Source organism: Streptomyces sp. SCSIO ZS0520 (assembly GCF_025643355.1).
Taxonomy (GTDB): Bacteria; Actinomycetota; Actinomycetes; order Streptomycetales; family Streptomycetaceae; genus Streptomyces; species Streptomyces physcomitrii.
Window position 1 is genome coordinate 3,915,469 of the sequence record NZ_CP092644.1, and the last position, 21,119, is coordinate 3,936,587.

Sequence of the window (21,119 nt, forward strand, 5' to 3'; positions counted from 1 at the left end):
GGCCCTGCAATGAGACGTGTGCGCACCAGCGTTCTCGCCCTGACCGCGGCGGGCTCCCTCGCGGCCGGACTCGGCATCACCCTCGGCGCCCCGGCCTCGGCGGCCCCCGCGCCCACCGCCGAGGCCTCTTCCCCGCGGTACGAGCCCGCCATGGTCGAGGCGCTCGCCGCCGACCTCGGCACCGACACCTCCGGCGCCATCGACCGGCTCGACGCGCAGGCCCGGCAGCAGAAGCAGCTCGACCGCCTGGACGGCCGGGGCGTCGAGGCCGACGGCGCCTTCTTCGACGCGGCGGGCAGGCTCACCGTCAACGTCGCGGACCGCACCGAGGCCGCGCAGGTCCGCGAGGCCGGGCTGCGGGCCCGGATACCCGTCCGGGGCGAGGCGGCCCTGACGGAGATCAAGGCGGCGCTGGACGCGAGCGCCTCCCGGACCGCGCCCGCCGGGGTGGCCTCCTGGGGCGTCGACGTCGCGGGCGACACGGTGACGGTCGCCCTCTCCGGCTCCCGCGGTTCGGCCGACGCGGCCTTCCTGAAGAAGGCCGCCTCCTACGGCGAGGCGGTGCGCGTCGTCAAGGGCGAGGGCACCCTCTCCCCGCAGGCCGTGGTCCCGCCCGGCAGCCGGATGACCCTCAACAACAACGACAACTCCTGGTGCTCGGTGGGCTACGGCGCCCGCAACTCCTCGGGCAAGCAGTTCCTGGTCACCGCCGGCCACTGCGTCGCCAGTGGCCCCGGCCTCTACTTCAACCGCTCCCGCTTCGCGGTCGGCACCTACAGCCGGTACGCCGAGGGCCGCGACAGCGTCGACATGGGCCTGGCCACCCTGGACTCCGGCTCCTCCATCGGCACCGCGGTCGGCACCTGGGGCAACGGCTCCTCGGTGGCGGTGCGCGGCAGCCAGCGGGCCGCCACCGGGGCCGCGCTCTGCAAGTCGGGCTCCACCACCGGCTGGACCTGCGGCCGGGTCAAGGGCTACAACGTCAGCGTCACCTACACCAACCCGAACACCGGCACCCGCACCTACGTCAGCGGCCTCGGCACCTCCACCGTCTGCACCGAGGGCGGCGACAGCGGCGGCGCCTACATCTCCGGCAACCAGGCCCAGGGGATGACCTCCGGCGGCCCGACCAACCAGCAGTGCGGCGGCCCCGACGACGAGGGCTCCTCGTACTTCCAGCCCCTCGACGACACCCTGCGGTACTACGGGCTCACCCTGAACACCAACTGACCTGCCGACGGCAGCACTTGAGCCGCCCGGCCCGGCCCCGGCAACGACACCGGCACCCGGCCGCCGGAGGGGCGCGTACCGCCCCCGCGGCCGAAGGGCCCTCGGACACGGCGTGTTCGAGGGGCCCTTCGCCTGCGCTGCGCTGCCCGGCCGGGTCAGTCCTCCCGTCCGGATCGGTTCACCTGCCCTCCCGTTCGAGGAGGATCTGCTGCACGTCCAGGTAGCCGGAGCGGAATCCGGCCTCCGAGTAGGCGAGGTAGAAGGTCCACATCCGGCGGAAGGTCTCGTCGAAGCCGAGGGCATCCGCCTCGGCCGCGCGTGCCGCGAAGCGCTCCCGCCACAGCCGCAGGGTCTCCGCGTAGTGCGGTCCGTAGCAGTCGCGGCCGGTGACCCGCAGCCGGGTGTGCGCGCGGGCGGTCCCGGTGATCGCCTCGGTGGAGAGCAGCAGGCCGCCGGGGAAGATGTACTTCTGGATCCAGGTGTACGTACGGCGGCTGGCCAGCAGGCGGTCGTGCGGCATGGTGATCGCCTGGAGCGCGACCCGGCCCCCGGGGGCGAGCCGCGCGTCGAGGGTCCGGAAGTACACCGGCCAGAACTCCTCGCCCACCGCCTCGATCATCTCCACGCTCACCACCGCGTCGTACGTACCGGTGGCCTCGCGGTAGTCGCAGAGCCGGACCTCGACCCGGTCGCCGAGGCCCTCGGCGGCGATCCGCTCCAGGGCGAGGGCGCGCTGCTCGGCGGAGAGGGTCAGCGAGGTGACCCGCGCGCCGCGGCGGGCGGCGCGCAGGGCCAGTTCGCCCCAGCCGGTACCGATCTCCAGGAGCCGGGTGCCCTCGCCGACCCGGGCGAGGTCGAGCAGCCGGTCGATCTTGCGGCCCTGCGCCGCGGCCAAGGCGGGCCAGTCGGCGGGCAGTTCCTCGAAGACGGCCGAGGAGTAGCTGAGCGTCTCGTCCAGGAAGAGGGCGAAGAGGTCGTTGGACAGGTCGTAGTGGTGGCTGATGTTGTCCCGGGCGCCGCTCGGGGTGTTGCGGCGGGCGCCGGGCTGCTTCAACGCCCAGGCGCGGCGCAGGCGTTGGAGCCCGGCCGGGACCAGGGTGGCCGCGTTGTCGGCGAGCACGGTGAGCGCGGCGGCGAGGTCGGGGGCGTCCCACTCACCGGCCATGTACGACTCGCCGAAGCCGACCAGGCCACCCGCGCCGATCCGCCGGTGGAAGGCCGCGGGACGGTGGACGTCCAGGAGGGGCCCGCCGCGGCCGAGCCGGCCCCCGCCCGCCAGGCGCACGGTCAGCGGCAGCCGCCGCAGCGCCTGCCCCACCAGCAGCCTGGCCACCGCGGTCCGCGGGCCTGAGGCGGACGGCAGTCCGGCCACATCGGGCCAGCGCTCCGGGTCGACCGGAGCCCGCCCCGGCCGCACCGGGGACGGGGGCTGCTCCGGGGACTCCGGCTGATTCAGGGACGTTGTCACTCCACACCCTCCTGGGTCACGAACCAGCCACTCCACGGCTGGGGACGGAAATGCTTCGGATCAGGTCGAGGGATGGATTGGATCCGGAAGAGATCCATCCGGTCGAGATCGGACAAACGACGAACAAGAAGCGGACAAAAGGCGGACGAGCGGCGAAAGCGGGCGGACGGTCCGGGGGAAGAGCAGCGGAAGGAAGAGCGACGGAGCAGCGACAGAAGAGCGGCGGAGAAGCGGCGGGCGGTCGAGGGAACCGGAGCGGACCACTCCGGGCTTTCATTGTCGTCCGTCGCCAAAAACTTCCGCCATGTTGTCCGTCCCCCACATGGCCAGTGGGCAACGGCTCCCCTAGATTCACGGCACCGATCAGGTGAACGGGCTCCGGCGAACGGGCGGTGGCCCCGTGCACCGCCTCCCCGGGCGGCCCGGGGACGACCGCTTGAGCCGCACGAGCCGCATGACCGCACGAGCCGCACCAGCCGTATAAGCAACACCAGTCGTAGTAGTGGCGGGAGCCGCAGCACCCTTGCTTCTCCCGTCCAGCCCCCCTCCTCCTCGCCTCCCCCGCCTCCCCTCCTCCCTCTTCCGGCCGCCCTCGCCGCCGCTGCTTCCTGCGCTGCCTCCGCCACGGGTACGCCCCTGCCGTGCCCCGGGGTGTGCGGGTTCCTGACCCCGTGGTGCGCGGGTCGGCGGCCGGTTCCGCCCCTGCCTGTCCCGTAGTTCGAAGGAGAACTCTGATGCCGGTCCGCGCACAGCACCGGGTGGCCGCCGCCGCCCTGGCCACGGCCGGGCTCGCCGCCCTCGGCCTCGGGGCGCCCGCCTCCGCCCAGGCCGCCGAGCCGCTCGACTACGTCGCCCTCGGCGACAGCTACAGCGCGGGTTCGGGGGTGCTGCCCCTCGACCCGGAGGCCTCGCTGCTGTGTGCCCGTACCTCGAAGAACTATCCGCACCTGCTGGCCGAGGCCACCGGGGCCAAGCTCCGCGACGTCACCTGCGGCGGGGCGACCACCTCGCACTTCACCGAGTCCCAGTACCCGGGCGTGGCCCCGCAGTTCGACGCCCTGAAGAGCGACACCGACCTGGTCACGCTCACCATCGGCGGCAACGACAACAACACCTTCATCGGCGCGATCCTGGCCTGCGGCAGCGCGGGCGTACTGAGCCTCGGACAGGGCAGCCCCTGCAAGGACGCCTGGGGTGACAAGTTCACCGACGACATCCGGAACAAGACGCTTCCCGCGCTGCAGAAGTCACTGAAGACGATCAGGCAGAAGTCCCCGCACGCCGAGGTCGCGATCCTCGGCTACCCGTGGATCATGCCGAAGGAGAGCGTCAGCGGCTGCTATCTGAAGATGCCGATCGCCAAGGGCGACGTGCCCTATCTGCGCGACCTCCAGACCGAGCTGAACTCCGCCGTGGAGAAGGCCGCCGCCGACAACGGCGCCACCTACGTCGACCTGAACACGGCCTCCGAGGGGCACGACGCCTGCGCCCCGGCGGACAAGCGCTGGATCGAGCCGGTCCTCTTCGGCACCAACTTCGTCCCGGTGCACCCGAACGCCGCCGGTGAGGCCGCCATGGCCGCCGAGGTGAAGAAGGCCCTGGGCGTGCGCTGAGCGCGCCCGTCCCCCCCGGCCCGGGCCCGGGGCGTGCGGCTCAGCCGCCGTCCCGGGCCCGGGCTTTCTCCTCACCCGTCCCGCTCATCCCGCCTGGCTTGCCGACCTCGCCCGTCCCGCCACCGGCCGCGTCCCCTCTGCCGACCCCTCTCCCGTCCCCGCTCACGTCCCCGGTCGCCAGTGCGCGGGTGGTGCGCCGCAGCAACTTGCCGGTCGGGTTGCGCGGGAGTGCGTCGAGGAAGAGGACCTGGGCTGGGACCTTGTGGCGGGCTAGATGGGCCCGTACGTGGTCGCGCACCTGCTCCTCGGTCAGGCCCCGGCCGGGTTCGAGGACCACGAAGGCGGCGAGGCGGGTGCCGAACTCCGGGTGCTCCACGCCGATCACCGCGGCCTCGGCGATGTCCTCGTGGGCCCAGAGCAGGTTCTCGATCTCGGCGGGGAAGACGTTCTCGCCGCCGCAGACCACCATGTCGTCCTCGCGGCCGTCGAGGAAGAGCAGCCCGTCCGCGTCGAAGTGCCCGGTGTCGCCGGTGCTCATCAGGCCGTCGATCTCGTGCTTGGACTGGCCGTCGGTGTAGCCGCCGAACTTCATGCCGTTGCCGACGAACACCCGCCCCGGCCGCCCCGGTTCACGCACCGGGCGCCCCTGGGCGTCGTAGAGCCGCACCTCGCAGCCGGTCAGGGTGCGGCCCGCGGTGGCCGGGTGGGCGCGCAGCTCCTGCGGCTGGGCGATGGTGGCGAGGGCGACCTCGGTGGAGCCGTAGAGGTTGTAGAGGACCTCGCCGAAGGTGTCGAGGGCGCGCTCCACCAGGGCGGGCGGCAGGGCGGCGCCCGCGCTGAGCATGATGCGCAGCCGGGAGAGGTCGTGGCCGGCGAGCACCTCGGGGCCGAGTTCGAGCATCCGGTGCAGCATCGTCGGCACCAGGACCATCCCGGTGCACCGGTGCTCGGCCAGCGCCGCCACCGCCCGCCGGGCGTCGAAGCGGCGCTGCACCACCAGGGTCGAGCCGAGGCTGACGGCGAGGCCCGCGTGCGCCAGCCCGGTGCCGTGGAAGAGCGGCGAGCAGACCAGCAGGGCCCCGCCCGGCTCCCAGGGCACCCGGTCGAGCAGCTGCACCACCAGCTTCACGCCCTTGACCTGCCGCGGCGCCCCCTTGGGCAGCCCGGTCGTCCCGCTGGTCAGCAGCACCACGGCCCCCACCTGCGAGGGCGCCCGCGGCGGCTCGGGGGCAGTGTCGGCGATCAGGGCCTCTATGCGGGTGACCGGGGGGTGGGGTTTCCGATCCGGGGAGGGGGAGTCCCTGGAGTGGGGGTGCTGGGACCGGCGGTCCTCGGTCGCGCGAGCCTGGGAGTGGTGATCCTGGGTTTCCCGATCCCCGGTCTCCCCCTCCTCCGTCCAGGCGAGGAACCGCTCGACGTCCGCGGGGAGATGGTCCGCGACCGCGGTGAACTCCTCGTCGTACACGAGGACGTCCACGCCCTCGCGCCGGGCCACGTCGGCCAGTTGGGGGCCCGCGAAGCCGGTGTTGAGGAGCAGCAGCCGGGCGCCCAGCTTGGCCGCGGCGAGCAGGGCGTCGAAGAGTCCGCGGTGGTCGCGGCAGAGCACGCCGATCACCGCGCGCTCCCCGATCCCGTCCGCGCGCCAGGCGGCGGCCAAGGAGTCGGAGCGGCGGTCGAGTTCGGCGTAGGTGAGCGGCCCGAGGTCGTCGATCAGGCCGGTGCTGTCCGGGATGCGCCGGGCCGCCCCGCGCACCGAGGCGCACAGCGGTCCCCAGCGGCGGGCGTCGCGTTCGAACCGCAGCGAGCGGTCGGGGCGGGCCGGGTCGAACAGCCGCGCCCGGTGCAGCAGCGTCAGCGCCCGCCCGGCCTCCGCGGCACGTAGGAGAAGGGAACTCATGGCTCTCTCCGCTTCGTCGGGTCCGGGCGCCCCGCAGGAGCCGCCCGCCCACCGGGACTTTCGCGAAGGTACCCGCGGTAACACCACACCTTCAATACGCGGGCGGCCGCCATTTTTTCGGCGCTCCGTAGGCGAGGGGTCACCGAGAGCGCTCGTACGGACCGGGGTGCGGGGCGGCACGCCCGGGTGGCGGGGCGGCACGCCCGGGCGGCGGGTGCGGCCCGGGGCGCCTCCGCGGGCCGATGATCGAGGGGTCCGGCACCCGGCCGGAGGGCCCGCGGCCGCGAGTGCCACGGGCGGACCACGCACCCGGGAGCACACCATGAAGGCAGATCTGTCCGGGCGTTCGGCCCTGGTCACCGGTTCGACGCAGGGCATCGGCGCCGCCATCGCCCAGGGGCTCGCGGCGGCCGGAGCCCGTGTCGGCGTCAACGGCCGCAGCGAGGAGCGGGTGGCCGAGGCGATCGAGACGATGGCCGAGGCGGTACCGGACGGCGAGTTCGTCCCGGTCGCCGCCGATGTGGCCACCGAGGAGGGCGCCGCCCGGGCCGCGGAACTGCTCCCCGAGGCGGACATCCTCGTCAACAACCTCGGCATCTTCGGCTCGCAGCCCGCCCTGGAGATCAGCGACGCGGAGTGGCGCCGCTACTTCGAGGTCAACGTCCTCTCCGCGGTGCGCCTGACCCGCACCTTCCTGCCCGGGATGATGAGCCGGGGCTGGGGCCGGGTCCAGTACCTCGCCAGCGACTCGGCGGTCGCGGTGCCCGCCGAGATGATCCACTACGGCATGTCCAAGACGGCGCTGCTCGCGGTCGGCCGGGGCTTCGCCAAGGAGGCGGCTGGCACCGGCGTCACCGTCAACTGCGTACTCGCGGGCCCCACGCACACCGGCGGCGTGGAGGACTTCGTGTACTCCTTGGTCGGCACGGACCTGCGCTGGGAGGAGGCCCAGCGCGCCTTCATGCGCGAGCACCGCCCGCAGTCCCTCCTCCAGCGCCTGATCGAGCCGGAGGAGATCGCCCACCTGTGCGTCTACCTCGCCTCCGACCTCGCCTCGGCGACCACCGGCGGGGCGGTACGGGTGGACGGGGGGTACGTGGACTCGATCCTGCCGTAAGGCGCTCCCCTCAGGCTGCGAGCGTCTCCCTGAGCTCCCGGACGGCAGGCTCGGCGTGGTGGCGGGTGGGGATGGAGCGGTACAGGTCCATGGCCCGGGCACGGGTCAGACCGATACGGAAGCCCGGAGGCAGACCCCGGAGGGCGGCAGCGGCGGTACGGCACGCCTGCTCGCTGTCGCCCTCGCGGTGCAGGCAGGCAGCGCCGTCGATCCGTAGCAGGGTACGAGTCATCGCGCTGGTCGGGCTCGACAAGGCGAGCGCGCGATCCTGGCTCTCCCGAGCGCGCCCGGTCTCGCCGAGCACGGTGAGCGCGTGGGACAGGTGGACATGCTGCTTCTGCTCGCCGAGCCCGAACCAGGTGTCCGCGCGCTGCTCGCCGGTGAGCTGTCCGGCGAACCGGTTCGCGTCGGCGATCGCCTGCCGGGCCTGGTCACGCCGACCGCACAGCGCATGCGCTCGGGCGGCCACAGCGGCAGCCAGCGCAGCGGTGGCGGTGGGCGCCGTCCCGGCCGTCTGCCGTGCCTTTTCGGCGAGTTCGGCGGCGGTCCTCGGTGCGCCGAAGTTGAGCGGCACCATCGCCTCCCTCGCCAACGCCCAGGCCTGCAAGGAACGGTCGCCCGACTCGACTGCGGCCAGCCGCGCCGTACGGAACCACGCCGAGGACTCCTTACGGTCCCCGACATCGTGGAGCACGATGGCGATCATCCCGGCGAGTTGCCCCGCGACCCGAGACAGCCGTACTCGCGACCCGGCCGACAACGGCTGTTCGAAGAGTGGACCGATATCGGCGAAGTCGGAGCCGAGTTCCTTCAGTACGGCGGCAGGCGTCCGGCCGCCGTATCCGTGGCTGTAGTGCTCGACGGCTGATTCCAGATGTGGAAGATCGGCCCGCGCGCCACTGCTGAGCGCATGGTCCACCCGCTCGCGGGTGTCGGAGATCCAGGCCAGGGCTGGGCCCGTGAGGCCAGCTGCGAGCACCGAGACACCCAGGAAATCACGCCGTTCCACCGGGGGTACCTCCTGCTCAGGTTCCGAGGACGTAGGTGCCGGAACGAGCTTGCGGAATGTGCGACTTGACGCGACCGCTCGCTGTACTTCCCCAATGGTGAGCCCATAGCCGTCGGCAATCAACCGGTGCCAGTGAGGAACGGGCACTCTCCTCTCGGTCTCCCACCGCTTGATGTTCTCGGGGTCGACCCACCGGCCGCCGATGCCTTCCAACAGCTCTGCCTGCTGCTTCCGGGTCCGCCCGGCCCCTTCCCGCAGACCGCGTAAAAGCTGGCCAATTCCGTCTGGACTCACCATCGTCAGCCTCGCATTTCCGCTTGTGACTCGGGACCATCCTGGCCCCCCGGGCGGCCCCCTGCCCGGCGTCTCGTCAAAATGCACCCCTGCGCGGCCCTGTGAGCTCCGCACCGCCTGCCGTTGGACTGGATGCGTGCCCGCCTCCCCTGTGCGGACACGGCACTTCCTCTTCCCGAGTGACAAGGCCTCAGATGACCGTGCCCACAATTCCCAGTCCACCAGGCTCCGTTGGCTACACCAGGACCCTGCCGTGCGAGGCCGCGAGCGCGAGAACCGCCCGCGCCCTGGTACGCACCGCTCTGACGGCGTGGGAGTTGCCTCACCTCGCCGAAGACGCGGAACTCGCGATCACAGAGCTGGTGGCGAACGCCTCGCAACACACTGCCTGTCGCTCGATCCGCGTCGCGGTGAGGCATACGGCGGAGGGCCGGGTACGCATCAGCGTCGTGGACACGTCCCGTGTCCACCCGGTACTCAGACAGGCGGACGCCGACGACGCCGGGGGGCGCGGTCTGACCATGATCGACGCGCTCACGCACAGCTGGGGGACCGATCCCCTACCCGGTGGCAAGTGCGTCTGGTGCGAGCTGCCGACCGGGACGGACACGTGACGGCCCGCTCAGCGGCTCGCGTGGGAGACCAGATCCGCGACGTGAACGCCGACCGCAGCGGCATCGTCACCGACATGAGCGACGGGACCTACGTCCTGCGGCCGGTACATGGCGGCGGCACGTGGTGGACCGTCAGCGATCCGACACACCTGGAAGTGACCATGACCCGGGAACAGCGCGCGGCGGAAGGACGCGTCTGAGCTCGCACACGGCCCGTACCGTCCGCCACCGCCCCAGAAGGAAACACACCGTGCGCGGCAGTTCACCCCTTGCGCACATCTTGCCGCGCGGCGCCCGCGGGGCTTTCGTGGAAGGAGTGGTACCGGTTGCCGGGCCTCCCCCCAGCGGAACCGTGACCGGTGGCACTGCCTCGCGTGAGGCAGGAGGTGCGTGAGTCATGGCGGCCACCGTACGGACAGGGCGCTGGCTGTGGCACTGGCGCCACAACGACCTGCGGCGGCCCAGTGACCGCGCCGAGGGCTGGATCCTGCTCGCCGCGCTGGCCCTCGCGGTCACCGGCGGTGCGGCTTCGGGCGCCTTGGCGGCGGGCGTCGTGGTCGACAGCGCGGAGGAGCAGCAGTCCGCCCGCCGCGAGGTCACCGCGACGGTCACCGAGGCCGCCTCCCGCGCCTCCCCCGACGACACCGGCTTCGGTGACGACCGGGTGCGGACCGCGATCCGGTGGCGCGACGACGGGGGCCGCGTCCACCACAGCGACACCAAGGTGCCGCCGAACACCGAGAAGGGCGCCGAGGTCCCGCTCTGGGTCGACCGGGACGGCCGCCCGGCCTCCGCACCGCCCTCCACCGGCGAACTGCTCGGCGGCGCGGCGGCCACCGGCGGCCTGACCGCGCTCGGCGTCGCGGGCGGCGTGCTGCTCACCGAACGCGGCGCCCGCTACGCCCTCGACCGGCGGCGGATCCGCCAGTGGGAACGCGAATGGGAGGTCGTCGGACCGTACTGGCGACGCAAGGCACTGTGAGGACGGGGGAGGACGGGGGACGGGGGACGGGGGACAGTCATCGAGGCCGGGGCGGCCGGGGTCAGGGCAGCCGGGGTCAGGGCAGCCGGGGTCAGGGCAGCCGGGGTCAGGGCAGCCGGGGTCAGGGCAGCCGGGGTCAGGGCAGCCGGGGTCAGGGCAGCCGGGGTCAGGGTCGGGTAGCCGGGCCCGGTTCAGTGCCGGGGGGCGACCGGGTGCCGAGCGGGCGGCCAACTGGGTTGCCAGGATGCACAGTTGGAGGGCGAGGGAGCAGCCTCGTAGCGCATCGGGGGCAGCTGGAGCATCCGGGGCGGCTGAGGCCCGGACGTCGGCTCGGGCTTCTTGCGGGCTCGACTCCGTACGCGAGCCCCGCCGCGGATGCGACCCGGTTCAGTGCTCGCCGCGCCCGGCGGCTCCGGCCCCGTCCCCAGCCGCCGTCCCAGTCCCAGTCCCGGTTCCGGTCCCGCCCAGGGCACCGTCGCCCCTGGTGCCGTCGCCCCTGGCACCACCCCCGCCCCGAGCACCGTTCCCGCCTCCGGCCCTGCCCCCTCCCCCGCCCCCGCCGCCGTCCTGCCCACCGCGATCCGCCGCCGAGGCCGCCGCCAGATCGCGGCGGGAGACGGTGCCGAGCTTGTGCATCGCGCGGGCGACGTGCTGCTCGACGGTGCGGTGCGAGAGGTGCAGGGTGCCGGCTATCTCCCGGTTGGTGAGACCGGAGGCGGCGAGTTCGGCGACCTCGCTCTCGCGCGGGGAGAGCCGGTCCCCGTACGAGGGCCTGCCCGGCGCGCGGCGGCGCTCCTCGGCGGGCTGGTGCTCGCGCAGCGCGGCCCGCGCCCTGGCGGCGTCCCAGACCGCCCCCAGCTCGGTGAACCCGGCGACGCAGCCGTCCAGTTCGGCCAGTGCCCGGTCCGGCGCACCCGAGGGCGCCCCGCCCTGCCGACGCCGTCCGCCGCCTCCGCCCGGGGGCTCGCCCTCCCCGTCCGGTAGCGCGGCGAGTACGCACCGGGCCGCGCCCTCCGCGGTGAGCGCGGCGGCGTACGGGCGGGGCATCTTGCCGTAGGCCGCGGCCGCCCGGCGGTAGTGGCCCGCGGCCTCGGTCAGCGCACCGGCGGCCTCGGCGAGAGCGGCCCGGGACCAGCTCAGGGAGGCGGTCGCGGCGGGGGCGTCGAGCCCGTCGAGCCCCGCGGCGAACTCCTCGGCCATGGCACGGGCCGCCGCCGCGTCCCCGTCCCTGGCCACCGCCTCGACCGCCCAGGGCGCCAGCTCCGCCGCCCAGACCCACACCCCCTTGTCGGCGATTCCCGCCCAGGCCTTGCGGGCGATCCCGGCCGCGGCGGCGGTGTTCTCCCGGACCAGCTCCAGGCGTATCAGCGCACCGGCGACGGCCGCCGCCAGCGGGGCCGGGGCCGCGCCGGGCGGGGAGGCCTGCTCTCCGGAGAGCCAGGACAGGGCGCGGCCCCACTCGCCGCGGGCGAGGGCGAGCAGGCCGAGCACCATCCGGGCGTCGGCGGAGATCACCGGCATGTCGGCGGTGGCCTCCACGAAGGCCTCGCAGCGCTCGGTGAGCCCGGCCCACCGCCCGGTGGCCCACTCCAGCTGGAGCCGGGCCCCGAGCGCGGTGTGCTCGGTGTACGGGGCGCCGCTGCGCGCGGCCAGCTCCTGGCCCTCGGCGAGCAGATCGACGGCGCGGGAGTAGTGGCCGAGCCAGACCGAGGAGTCGGCGGCGTTGCACAGGCCGCGGGCCGCGTGCTGGAGGCAGGGCGGGTCGGTGCTGTCCACCGGCAGCGTCTTGAGCAGGTCCACCGCGCCCGGGTCACCGTAGCTCATGGCGAGGCTCGCCCGGCCCGCCGCCACCGCCGCCCGCACCGCCACGTCGCCGCTGTCGGCCGCCGCCTCCTCGGCGCCGTCCATCCACTCCTTGTGGGTGGCGAGCGAGGAGATCGGCCAGTACGGCATGGCGAGGGCGGACATGGCGCGGGCGGAGAGGTCGGGCCGCTCCTCGCGCAGTTCGTCGGAGGCCCGCTCCAGCTCGCCCCAGCCCTCGACGCCGAGCCCGACCTGGTTGCAGAGCAGCAGGCCGAGGTCGAGCCGGACCTCGCCGCGCACCACCGCGGGCAGGTCCTCGTCCTGCACGATCTGGGTGAGCACCTGCACCGTCTCGTCCGAGCGCAGCCCCACCACCGCGCTGCGCGAGAGCATCGGCGCCAGCCGCCCGCGGGCCCGGGGCGGCACCGCGGCGGAGGCCAGGGTGCGTTCGAGCAGGGCGATCGCCTCCGGGTGCCGCCCGGCGGCGGTGGCCTCGGTCGCCGCCCGCTCCACCGCCCGCAGCCAGCCCTTGACCCGGCCGCAGGCCCGCCGGTGCCGGGCCACCGCCGCCCACGGCACCGGCTGCCTGCGCACCAGCACCTCCGCGGCCCGCGCGTGCAGCTGCTCCCGTACGGGGGCGGGCAGGCTCTCCCGGACCGGCCCCGCGGCCAGCGGCACCGGCAGCCCGTAGGCGTACTGCCCGCCCTCCTCGCCCCGCGCCACGAGCGCCGCACCGGAGAGCGCGGCGAGCAGCGCGAGATGCCCCTCGACGGGACTCAGCCCGGCCACCGCGAGCAGCTCGTCGCCGCGCACCGGCTCGTCGAGCACCCCGGCCGCGCCGACCACGATCCGGTACGGGGCGGGCAGCGCGGCGGTGCGCCCGAGTATCAGCTCGGCCAGGCGGACCGGGACTCCGGCGGCGTCCACCTCGGCCGCCGTGACCGTCTGGCGGGGACTCTCGCGCAGCACCGCGAGCAGGTCGACCACCACCTGCGCCACCCCGCCGGAGACCTGGTGCAGCCGCCGCACGGCCCCCGCGGTGGCGCGGTCGCCGAGCACCTCCTCGGCGGCCCGGCGGACCCGGTCCTCGTCCCAGGGCTCAAGGCGATGCCGGAGCACCGTGAACTCGGGTGCCGTCCGGGGCGGCGGCGCACCCAGCGGCAGCCCCGGCTCCGCCAGCTCCTCGGGACGGTAGGCCAGCACCACCGCCACCAGCCGCGGCGCGGGCCGGGCGAGCACCCCGCGCAGCCGCTCGAGCAGGTCCGGCTCGGCCAGGTGCGCATCGTCCACGGTGAGCAGGACGGGGGCCCCTGCGGCTCGGTGGTCCGGGAGTTGGCGGTCGGAGAGCTGCCGGTCCCGGGGGTCCCGGGGGTCCCGGTCGGAGAGCTGCCGGTCCGAGGACTGCCGGTCCGAGGGCCATCGATCCGCTGACTGCCGCTCCCCGGGCCGCCGGTCCCGGGACTGCCGATCCTGGTACTGGCGATCCTCCGGCCGCCGCTGCCCCCGGGACCCACCCGCGCCACCCGCGCCACCCGGAGCCCGCAGCCCATCGAAGGCCCCCGAAGCACGCAGAGCCTCAGCGGCATCCGGCAGGCCCCGCGCACCCGGCGCACCCGCAGCCCTTACGGCCTCCAGGCCACCCGACTCTCCGTCCCCGTCCCCCTCTCCCTCCTCATCCTCATCCCTGTCCTTGTCCCCGTCCCCGTCCCCCGGCCCCGGAGGATGGAGGACGTCAGACCCACCCCACCACCGCACCGCCCGGACCCCCGCGGACTCGGCCTGCGCGCACAGCCGCCGCAGATACGTGGTCTTGCCCGCCCCGGCCGCGCCCTCCACGAGCAGCAGCACCGGTGCTCCGCCCGCACTCACCGCGGCGCCGCCCGCGCTCTCCCAGGCGCGCCGCAGGCTCCGCTCGGCGGAGGTCTCCTCGACGGTGGCCACACCGCCCCCTAGCTGTTCACCCGGCACTTCCGGAGCTGTTCACCCGGCACTTCCGGCTTGTTTACGTATCCGTAGTCCAGTCTGCCCTGATTGCTGCCCCCGTGTCGTGCCCCCAGCATGGGACTACGGGTCCCCCTCTCGACCGAGGACATCGCGCCGAGGACATCGAGGGCACCTCGCGGCGGACGTCTCGCCAAGGGCCTCCCGCCCCAGGGCGCCTCGTCCCCCGCCCCGCCCCGAGGAGATCTCCTTCCCCGCGGACCACGGAGGGCGCCGGGGACCCGGCAGTCCCACGCTGGAGAGCCGCATGACCACCGGAGCCCATCCGCCCACCGTGCCGACACGGGGGCACCCCGCAGACCCGCCGTCCGAGCACGCCCTGTGCACCCTGGCGTCCACTCCGGAGGCGCCGACCGTCATGCGCCGCTTCGCCGGAGCCATGGCCCGCCGCTGGGGCCTGGCCGGGCACACCTGCGAATCCCTCGCCCTGGTCGTCACCGAGCTGGTCACCAACGCGGTCCGGCACAGCGGCAGCCCCGTCGTCACCCTGCGCCTCAGCTCCGGCGAGGGCACCCTGCGCGCCGAGGTGCACGACATCGGCCGCTGGCGGCACGCCCCCGTACCCGCCCAGGGCCCCGGCGACGGCTACCCCCGCTGCGGCCGGGGCCTCGCCCTGGTCCGCGCCCACACCACCCGCACCGTCGCCCGCCTGACCACCACCGGCACCACGATGCTGGCCGAGTTCGCCACCCCGCCCGACGACGCCCACGCGCCGCCGCCCCCGCGCACCGGCCTGGTGACCACCCCCCGACGCCCCCACGACCCGCTCGTCTGATCCTCCCCTCACCCCTCACCCCTTACGGACCCGTGACGTCCCCCGCGCGCCGCCCGCCGTACCGGCACCGCCGTCCTACGGTGGCCGGATGCGCGTACTGGTCACCGGCGGCGCCGGATTCATCGGATCCCACATCGTGGCGGAACTGCTCGAAGCCGGGCACGAACCCCTCGTCCTCGACGCCCTGCTGCCCTCGGCCCACGGCGACCGGCCCCCCGCGCCGCACCCCGGGGCCCCGCAGCTCACCGCCGACGTACGGGACCCGGAGGCGGTGAGCGCCGCGCTGCGCGGGGTGGACGCCGTCTGCCACCAGGCCGCGATGGTCGGCCTCGGCAAGGACTTCGCGGACGCCCCCGACTACGTCGGCTGCAACGACCTCGGCACCGCGGTCCTCCTCGCCGCCGCCGCGCGGGCCGGGGTGAAGGCCCTGGTCCTCGCCGGTTCGATGGTGGTCTACGGGGAGGGCCGCTACACCTGCCCCGCGCACGGCACCGTACGGCCTGGTCCGCGCGCCGTCGCCGACCTCGACGCCGGACGCTTCGAGCCCGGCTGCCCCGACTGCGGTGAACCGCTGGCTCCCGGGCTCGTCGGCGAGGACGCCCCCACCGACCCCCGCAACGTCTACGCCACCACCAAGCTCGCCCAGGAGCACCTCGCCGCCGCCTGGGCCCGCTCCACCGGCTCCACGGCCGTCTCGCTGCGCTACCACAACGTCTACGGACCCGGCATGCCCCGCGACACCCCGTACGCGGGAGTCGCCTCCTTCTTCCGCTCGGCCCTGGCGAACGGCAAGCCGCCCCAGGTCTACGAGGACGGCCGCCAGCGCCGCGACTTCGTCCACGTACGCGATGTGGCCCACGCCAACGTCCTCGCCCTGAGCGCCCTGCACGCGGGCGGCCGGGCCCCCTTCACCGCGTACAACACCGGCAGCGGCGACCCGCACACCATCGGCGAGATGGCCACCGAACTCGCCCGCGCCCACGGCGGCCCCGACCCGGTCACCACCGCCGCATACCGCCTCGGCGACGTCCGCCACATCACCGCCGACTCCACCCGCCTCCGCACCGACCTGGGCTGGCACCCCCGCATCACCTTCGCGGAGGGCATGAAGGAGTTCGCGGGGGCGGCGCTGCGGGGGGACGGCGAACGGGCCGGCTGACCGCCTTCCTGTACCGGCTGACCGCCTTGCTGTACGCGGGAGTCGGGCCCGCGGACGACGACGACCCGGCACCGAAGCAGACTCCTTCGGTACCGGGCCTTGCGCTGTTCCGCCGCCGGGCTCAGTCCTGCCGCGTTTGCGGGAGCGAGTCGGCCGCCGCGGGTTCCGAGGCCGGGGCGGGGATGGGCGCAGGCGCCTGGCCGACGGTGGATGGCTGCTCGAAGAGCGCCTCGGCACGTGTCGCGGTGGGGGCGCGCTCCAGCCACCGGTCGAGGAGAACAGGGTCGGCACAGCCGGCCATCCGCTCGCGGACGTCCTGGGACACCTCGATGCCGCGCAGCTCCAGCACCCGAACCACCACCGCGGCCTTCGCCTCTATGGCGCCTTCCTCCTTGCCGACCTCCTTGCCCTCCAAGTAGGCCGGCTCCCGGTAGATACCGCGGCCGGGAAAGTAGGTGACCACGCTCATCAGCTTCCTCCAGATGGGCCTCAGGTCACTGCCAGAAGATCTCTTCCACGATGATCTGCGGATCTTCCGTGCGCTGTACGAAGGTGTAGATCAGCCAGCCGTGGCCGCCATCGAAGAGGAAGACACGGGCGCCCTTCGGATCGCTGGAGCGCACGGGTTCCACCCGCATGCCGGTGGGGAGACCCATGTCCGTCTCGATGCCGCGAAAGTAAGGGTCGTCCGCGGTGACCAACTCAGCGCGTACGGCATCGACGATCTTGCGTGCATGCTCGGGCAGTACGTCCCGTGCGGCCTGGGCCTTGAGGGTCCAGTCCATCTGCCATGGCGGGCCCATGAACCCGTCGTCGATCACTGCCCGGGCTCCAGGCGTTGCACCTGATGCCGGATGTGGGACGCCGCTTCGAGGAGGGACCTGGCCTCGGTGAGATCGGTGGACTCGGACGCGCGGTGTTCGAGGTCCGTGACATGCGCGTCGAGCTTCGGGTCACGGGCGATCGCGTACTGGCCCCACCAGCGGGCCATGAAGGCGGGCACAGTGCTGATGTCGTAGGTCTCGGCGACCGCCCACCGCCAGTGGCTGTCGAAGTCCGCGAGGAGCTCGGGGGCGTGCTGCGCGATCGCCTCGCGCAGGGCCTTCGGATTGCGCTCGGGCATGGGCGGGACAGCCGGTGTGTGTTCCGCCGCGTGAGCAGTCATGACCGGTCGTCCTCCTCTGTGCCGCTGCAGATATTCGCTTTCCCGACCATAGCTCTCCGCGCCTTGCGGTGTGAGCTGCCCGCCCGCCCGTCCCCTCAGGCCCCCTCGCCCCCGAAGCGGTCCTTGTACGAGTCCAGTTCCTCGTCGGTGATCTTGGCGAAGAGGACCGGGGGCACCGTGAAGGGGGTGCCCGCGGGGACGGTGTCCAGGGTGGTGGCCTGGGTCGGGGTGATCCAGGTGGCGGTGTCGTCGGGGAGGGTGAAGGCGGTGCGCATGGCGGCGGCGGAGGTGGGGATGAAGGGCTCGGAGACCACCGCGTACAGGTGGATGAGGTTCATCGCGGTGCGCAGGGTCAGGGCGGCGGCGTCCTGGTCGGTCTTGATCTCCAGCCAGGGGGCCTTCTCCTCCAGGTAGGAGTTGCCCGCGGACCACAGGGCGCGCAGCGCGGCGGCCGCCTTGCGGAACTGCAGGGCCTCCATCTGCTCCTCGTACTCGGCGAGCAGGCGGGCGATCTCGGTGCCGAGCCTCGCCTCCGCCTCGCCCGCCTCGCTGCCCGCGGGGACCGCCTCGCCGAAGCGCTTGCGGGAGAAGGACAGCACCCGGTTGACGAAGTTGCCGAGGGTGTCCGCCAGGTCCTTGTTGACGGTGGCGGTGAAGTGCTCCCAGGTGAAGGAGGAGTCGTCGGACTCGGGGGCGTTGGCGATCAGGAAGTAGCGCCAGTAGTCCGCGGGCAGGATCTCCAGGGCCTGGTCGGTGAAGACGCCGCGCTTCTGCGAGGTGGAGAACTTCCCGCCGTAGTACGTCAGCCAGTTGAAGGCCTTGACGTAGTCGACCATCTTCCAGGGCTCGCGGACGCCCAGCTCGGTGGCCGGGAACATCACCGTGTGGAAGGGGACGTTGTCCTTGGCCATGAACTGGGTGTAGCGGACGTCCGCGGCCTCGTACCACCAGGACTTCCAGTCGTGCCCGGCGCTCTCGCCCGCCGCGTCGGACCACTCCTTGGTGGCGCCGATGTACTCGATCGGGGCGTCGAACCAGACGTAGAACACCTTGCCCTCGGCGGCCAGTTCGGGCCAGGTGTCCGCCGGGACCGGGACGCCCCAGTCCAGGTCGCGGGTGATCGCGCGGTCGTGCAGGCCCTCGGTCAGCCACTTGCGGGCGATCGAGGTGGACAGCTGCGGCCACTCGGGGGCGGCCTGGGAGGTCTGCGCCACCCAGGCCTCCACCTCCTGCTGGAGCTTGGACTGGAGCAGGAAGAGGTGCTTGGTCTCGCGGACTTCGAGGTCCGTGGAGCCGCTGATGGCGCTGCGCGGATCGATCAGGTCGGTCGGGTCGAGCACCCGGGTGCAGTTCTCGCACTGGTCGCCGCGGGCCTTGTCGTAGCCGCAGTGCGGGCAGGTGCCCTCGACATAGCGGTCCGGCAGGAAGCGGCCGTCCGCGGGCGAGTAGACCTGGCGGATCGCGCGCTCCTCGATGAAGCCGTTCTCGTTCAGGCGGCGCGCGAAGTGCTGGGTGATCTCGACGTTCTGCGGGCTGGAGCTGCGGCCGAAGTAGTCGAAGGCGAGCGCGTACCCGTCGTAGATCGCCTTCTGCGCCTCGTGCGCCTGGGCGCAGAACTCGTCGACCGGTACGCCCTGCGCCTTCGCGGCCAGTTCGGCGGGGGTGCCGTGCTCGTCGGTGGCGCAGATGTAGAGGACATCGTGCCCGCGCTGGCGCAGGTAGCGGGAGTAGACGTCCGCCGGGAGCATCGACCCCACCATGTTGCCCAGGTGCTTGATCCCGTTGATGTACGGAAGGGCGCTGGTGATGAGGTGTCGAGCCATCGGGGGCTGCTCCCAGGTCGTTACGCGGAGTGACGAGCGGCGGGTGCCGGAATCTCGTCGTACGAACCCCGAAATCGTAGCCGACATGCGGGGGCCGCCCGCTCCTGGATTTACGGTGCGGACGGCCTCCGGGACGCTGTGTGACGCCGGTGCTCCGGGCGCTCAGCCGGTGGCCGGCTTCCAGTGCGCGAGCAGGCCCTCGTACAGTTCCGCGTCGGTCAGCTCGCGCGGGGCCGGTCCGGCGTGGAAGAAGGCGGCGTTCGGGACGTCGAGCTTGCGCAGGTAGTCGAAGCCCTTGGCCTCGTGCTCGCCGAAGGCCACGAACTGGAAGAACAGCGGCAGCCGCTCGGCCGCCTTCAGCGCCGCGGTGGCCGGGCCCTTGGTGTCCGGCGGACCGTCGGTCTGGAAGACGACGAGGGCCGGTGCCTTCCCGCCCTCGGCCTTCTCGTACTTCTTGTGCTGCGCGACGATCTCCTCGATCGCGGCGTGGTAGCTGGTGCGCCCCATCCGGCCGCACTCGGCGTGCAGCGCGTCGACGCGTCCCTCGAAGGAGTCCGGGGTCAGCTCGCCGGTGCCGTCGATCTCCGTGGAGAAGAAGACGACGGGCACGGTCGCCGCCGGGTCGGTGTGCGCGGCCAGCGCGAGCACCTGCTCACCGAGCGCCTGCGCCGAACCGTCCTTGTAGTACGGCCGCATCGAACCGGACCGGTCCAGTACGAGGTAGACCCGCGCCCGCACCCCGCTCAGCCCCCGGTCGGCGAGCACCTGCGCGGCGGCGGTGTGGGCTCCGGTGAGGAGGGGGGAGAGGGGGGCGGTGGTGGTGACGGTTTCGGTGACGGTGTCGTTTTCGGTGACGGTGTCCGTGTCCGTGTCGGCAGGGGCTGAGGGGGATTCGTCGGCCGCGGCCAGGGGGGCGGCTCCGGGGCCGGGGGAAGGCTCGGGTTCGGGGGCCGCCTCGGGTTCCGGGGCTGCTTCCGGCTCGGGGGTGGGCTCCGGCTCGGCGGCCGCCTCGGGCTCGGGGGCTGCCACGGGCTCGGGGGATGCCTCCGGCTCCGGGGTGGGCTCGGGCTCCGCTGCCGCGGTCGGCTCGGGGGTCGCGGCGGGCTCGGGGGCCACCACCGGCTCGGGCTTGGGCTCGGGCTCCGGCTCGCGCTCGGCCTCCGGCTCGGAGGTCGACTCCGCCTCGGGCTCGGGCTTCGCCTCCGGCTCCGCAACTACCGCCCCGGCAGCCTCCGTTGAAGCCTGCTCGGTGACCTCCGCCGCGGCATCCCCCGCCGCGTCGTCCACCACGGGATCCTCCACCGCCTGGGGCGAGGCCTCCGCCTGAGGCGAGGCCTCTGCCTGAGGCGAGACCTCCGCGTCCTCCGCGTCCTCCGCGCCCGAAGTCGGCTCTCCGGCACCCGAAGTCGGCTCTTCCGCACCGGACTTGGGCTCGGTCACCGCAGGCTCCGCAGACTCCACGGGCTTCGCGGACTCCGCAGCCTCCGCCGTCTCCGCCCCCTCCCCCCGCGGCGCCCCCTGCTTCGGCACCGTCACGTTGTCGAAGGCCGCGGCGACCAGGTCGTCGGCGACCGAGGCGTCCCGGGAGGCGCCGGACTCGGTGCTGCGGCGCGCGGCCGGGACCGTGGTGCCGGACGCCGAGGTGCCCGCGCTGCCGCCGCCGGTACGGCCGGCGCCCGTACCGCCGCTGCCCGTACGGACGTTGTCCGTGCCGCCGCTGCCCGCGCTGTCGGCGCGCGCGGGCTCCTCGGCGGCCGCCGGTGCGGCGGTGCCGGTCGGCTCGGTGGTGCCGGGTGCCTGTTCGGCGGGGCGACCCTTGCGGGAGCGTGTGAAGGTGTTCCGCAGGCGGCTGAAGATGCCCATGTGCGCGACCCTTTGCGTGCTTTGTTTCCCGTGATGCCTGGCAAACCCTGGCCAGGGCGGACACGTAAGGTTAGCCGCCGCTGTCGGCGATCTTGGCCGGGGTACGGGCGGGGAGCGGGCCCGGAAATCAGGGGCCGGGCGGGCGCGGCCCCAGGTCGTACCCGGAACACGGTCTGGCCGCGCGTTCACCTCGTATTCATTCCGCGGTTCACGCAGGGCCCGTTGGCGCCCCTAGCGTCTGGCCGAAAACAGCCGGAATCCAGCCAGGGCCGCGCATCTCGCGCAGTGTTCCGCGGGCGCTCCGGT

General features: G+C 73.7%; 17 protein-coding genes. 8 read left to right on the top strand and 9 right to left on the bottom strand.

Features of this window, described 5'->3' with window-relative positions; translation table 11 throughout:
* The first annotated feature begins 9 nt into the window (after window positions 1–9).
* Entirely contained in the window at window positions 10–1,230 is a 1,221-nt protein-coding gene (locus MID12_RS15100) for a S1 family peptidase (protein WP_263167778.1), read from the top strand.
* 178 nt (window positions 1,231–1,408) lie between these two features.
* Here the strand turns inward: MID12_RS15100 and MID12_RS15105 are convergent, their stop codons facing one another.
* A complete protein-coding gene (locus MID12_RS15105) occupies window positions 1,409–2,686 on the bottom strand; it encodes a class I SAM-dependent methyltransferase (RefSeq protein ID WP_052483152.1) in 1,278 nt (425 codons plus the stop codon).
* Window positions 2,687–3,432: 746 nt separating this feature from the next.
* Between MID12_RS15105 and MID12_RS15110 the strand changes: the two genes are divergently transcribed.
* Complete coding sequence (locus MID12_RS15110; RefSeq protein ID WP_040250921.1) at window positions 3,433–4,311, top strand: SGNH/GDSL hydrolase family protein; 879 nt, start codon at window positions 3,433–3,435, stop codon at window positions 4,309–4,311.
* A gap of 40 nt (window positions 4,312–4,351) precedes the next feature.
* Here the strand turns inward: MID12_RS15110 and MID12_RS15115 are convergent, their stop codons facing one another.
* The gene (locus MID12_RS15115) at window positions 4,352–6,208 is read right to left on the bottom strand and encodes an AMP-binding protein (RefSeq protein ID WP_263167780.1); all 1,857 of its coding nucleotides are present in this window, start codon (window positions 6,206–6,208) and stop codon (window positions 4,352–4,354) included.
* A 322-nt stretch (window positions 6,209–6,530) separates the two neighbouring features.
* On the opposite strand from MID12_RS15115, the gene MID12_RS15120 reads away from it, so the two are divergent.
* Complete coding sequence (locus MID12_RS15120) at window positions 6,531–7,325, top strand: SDR family NAD(P)-dependent oxidoreductase (protein ID WP_263167783.1); 795 nt, start codon at window positions 6,531–6,533, stop codon at window positions 7,323–7,325.
* A 10-nt stretch (window positions 7,326–7,335) separates the two neighbouring features.
* Here MID12_RS15120 and MID12_RS15125 read toward each other — a convergent pair whose 3' ends face one another.
* Window positions 7,336–8,631: a helix-turn-helix domain-containing protein gene (locus tag MID12_RS15125; protein WP_263167784.1), complete on the bottom strand. Its 1,296-nt coding sequence runs from the start codon at window positions 8,629–8,631 to the stop codon at window positions 7,336–7,338.
* A gap of 191 nt (window positions 8,632–8,822) precedes the next feature.
* Between MID12_RS15125 and MID12_RS15130 the strand changes: the two genes are divergently transcribed.
* From MID12_RS15130 to MID12_RS15140, 3 genes are all read left to right on the top strand, one after another.
* The gene (locus MID12_RS15130) at window positions 8,823–9,242 is read left to right on the top strand and encodes an ATP-binding protein (RefSeq protein ID WP_052482365.1); all 420 of its coding nucleotides are present in this window, start codon (window positions 8,823–8,825) and stop codon (window positions 9,240–9,242) included.
* 20 nt (window positions 9,243–9,262) lie between these two features.
* Window positions 9,263–9,442 (top strand): hypothetical protein, encoded by a 180-nt coding sequence (locus MID12_RS15135; RefSeq protein ID WP_040250926.1) that lies wholly within the window; start codon window positions 9,263–9,265, stop codon window positions 9,440–9,442.
* Between the two features lie 197 nt (window positions 9,443–9,639).
* Window positions 9,640–10,224 (top strand): DUF4124 domain-containing protein, encoded by a 585-nt coding sequence (locus tag MID12_RS15140; RefSeq protein WP_263167786.1) that lies wholly within the window; start codon window positions 9,640–9,642, stop codon window positions 10,222–10,224.
* A 387-nt stretch (window positions 10,225–10,611) separates the two neighbouring features.
* On the opposite strand, the gene MID12_RS15145 is transcribed toward MID12_RS15140, so the two are convergent.
* Window positions 10,612–13,968 carry a helix-turn-helix transcriptional regulator gene (locus MID12_RS15145; RefSeq protein ID WP_263167788.1) on the bottom strand — a complete coding sequence of 1,119 codons (3,357 nt, stop codon included), beginning with the start codon at window positions 13,966–13,968 and terminating at the stop codon, window positions 10,612–10,614.
* Between the two features lie 307 nt (window positions 13,969–14,275).
* On the opposite strand from MID12_RS15145, the gene MID12_RS15150 reads away from it, so the two are divergent.
* Window positions 14,276–14,803 carry an ATP-binding protein gene (locus MID12_RS15150; RefSeq protein ID WP_263167791.1) on the top strand — a complete coding sequence of 176 codons (528 nt, stop codon included), beginning with the start codon at window positions 14,276–14,278 and terminating at the stop codon, window positions 14,801–14,803.
* Between the two features lie 88 nt (window positions 14,804–14,891).
* Complete coding sequence (locus MID12_RS15155) at window positions 14,892–15,962, top strand: NAD-dependent epimerase/dehydratase family protein (RefSeq protein ID WP_040250930.1); 1,071 nt, start codon at window positions 14,892–14,894, stop codon at window positions 15,960–15,962.
* A gap of 121 nt (window positions 15,963–16,083) precedes the next feature.
* On the opposite strand, the gene MID12_RS15160 is transcribed toward MID12_RS15155, so the two are convergent.
* The 5 genes from MID12_RS15160 to MID12_RS15180 all read right to left on the bottom strand — a co-directional run bounded on the left by MID12_RS15160 (window position 16,084) and on the right by MID12_RS15180 (window position 20,813).
* Window positions 16,084–16,431 carry a hypothetical protein gene (locus MID12_RS15160; protein WP_263167794.1) on the bottom strand — a complete coding sequence of 116 codons (348 nt, stop codon included), beginning with the start codon at window positions 16,429–16,431 and terminating at the stop codon, window positions 16,084–16,086.
* A gap of 25 nt (window positions 16,432–16,456) precedes the next feature.
* Window positions 16,457–16,783, bottom strand: coding sequence for a hypothetical protein (locus MID12_RS15165; RefSeq protein WP_317633385.1), 327 nt, complete (start codon window positions 16,781–16,783; stop codon window positions 16,457–16,459).
* Entirely contained in the window at window positions 16,780–17,127 is a 348-nt protein-coding gene (locus tag MID12_RS15170) for a DUF6247 family protein (RefSeq protein WP_040250933.1), read from the bottom strand. The genes MID12_RS15165 and MID12_RS15170 overlap by 4 nt, the downstream gene beginning before the upstream one ends.
* A gap of 95 nt (window positions 17,128–17,222) precedes the next feature.
* Window positions 17,223–18,950 carry a methionine--tRNA ligase gene (gene metG, locus MID12_RS15175; RefSeq protein WP_263167796.1) on the bottom strand — a complete coding sequence of 576 codons (1,728 nt, stop codon included), beginning with the start codon at window positions 18,948–18,950 and terminating at the stop codon, window positions 17,223–17,225.
* 162 nt (window positions 18,951–19,112) lie between these two features.
* Window positions 19,113–20,813, bottom strand: a complete 1,701-nt coding sequence (locus MID12_RS15180) for a VWA domain-containing protein (protein ID WP_263167798.1) — start codon at window positions 20,811–20,813, stop codon at window positions 19,113–19,115.
* Window positions 20,814–21,119 lie beyond the last annotated feature (306 nt).